Source organism: Pseudomonas sp. 58(2021), assembly GCF_017491585.1.
Classification (GTDB): domain Bacteria; phylum Pseudomonadota; class Gammaproteobacteria; order Pseudomonadales; family Pseudomonadaceae; genus Aquipseudomonas; species Aquipseudomonas fluorescens_BT.
The window spans coordinates 1-691 of the sequence record NZ_JAFGYZ010000052.1 but is presented as its reverse complement, the minus strand read 5'-3'; the positions used below and the strand labels follow the sequence as shown (position 1 = coordinate 691).

The following is a 691-nucleotide window of genomic DNA, read 5'->3' as shown; positions in this document are numbered from 1 at the left end:
CCGTTGGCATTCAGCACCAAGGTGCCATAAGTCCCGGTGAAAGTGCCGGCGGTAATCGGGCCGGCATTTTCTCCGACAGGTACACGGTCAGCGCCCTGCACGTCGTTGGTCAGGACGTTGCCGGTCAGCGTGAGGTTGGTTTCCGAGGCGGTGTCGGCGTTGCTGTCATCCACGCCTTTGGGCAGGTCGTCGACGATGTTCACGTCCAGCGTGGCGTTGGCGGTGGTGCCGTTGTCGTCGACCACGGTCACGGCGAATTGCTCGTTGAGCACGTTGGCGCCGTTGGCCGTTGGGTGCGCTTCGTTGTCGACCAGGGTGTAGCTATAGCTGACAACGCCGGTTACAGCGTTGAACCCGGTGATGGTCAGCGTACTGCCCAGCGGAGTCGTGACCGATTGCGGGAAGCCTGCCGCAACACCGTTGGTGACCACGGCGATTCCACCAATGGTCAGGGTAGTGACACCGTCCAGCGCGGTGATGGTGAAGGTGCCGCTTTGGGTCAGTGCTGGAGCATCGGGGCTGCTGCCGTCGCCGAGGTTTTTTTCGTAGACGGTGAGTTCGCCGCCGTTCACATCGAGGCCGTTGATGATCACCGGGTCGTCGTTGTTGTGAATCTGCAGGACCAGGTTAGCGGTGCTGGTGTCGCCGTCGGCATCGCTGATGGTGTAGGTGAAGGTCTCGGTGCCGTTGC

Annotated in this window: 1 pseudogene; it reads right to left on the bottom strand. The window is 61.8% G+C overall.

What is annotated here, in order from left to right:
• A pseudogene (locus tag J5M72_RS28720) lies at positions 1-691 on the bottom strand (type I secretion target); the annotation flags it as partial.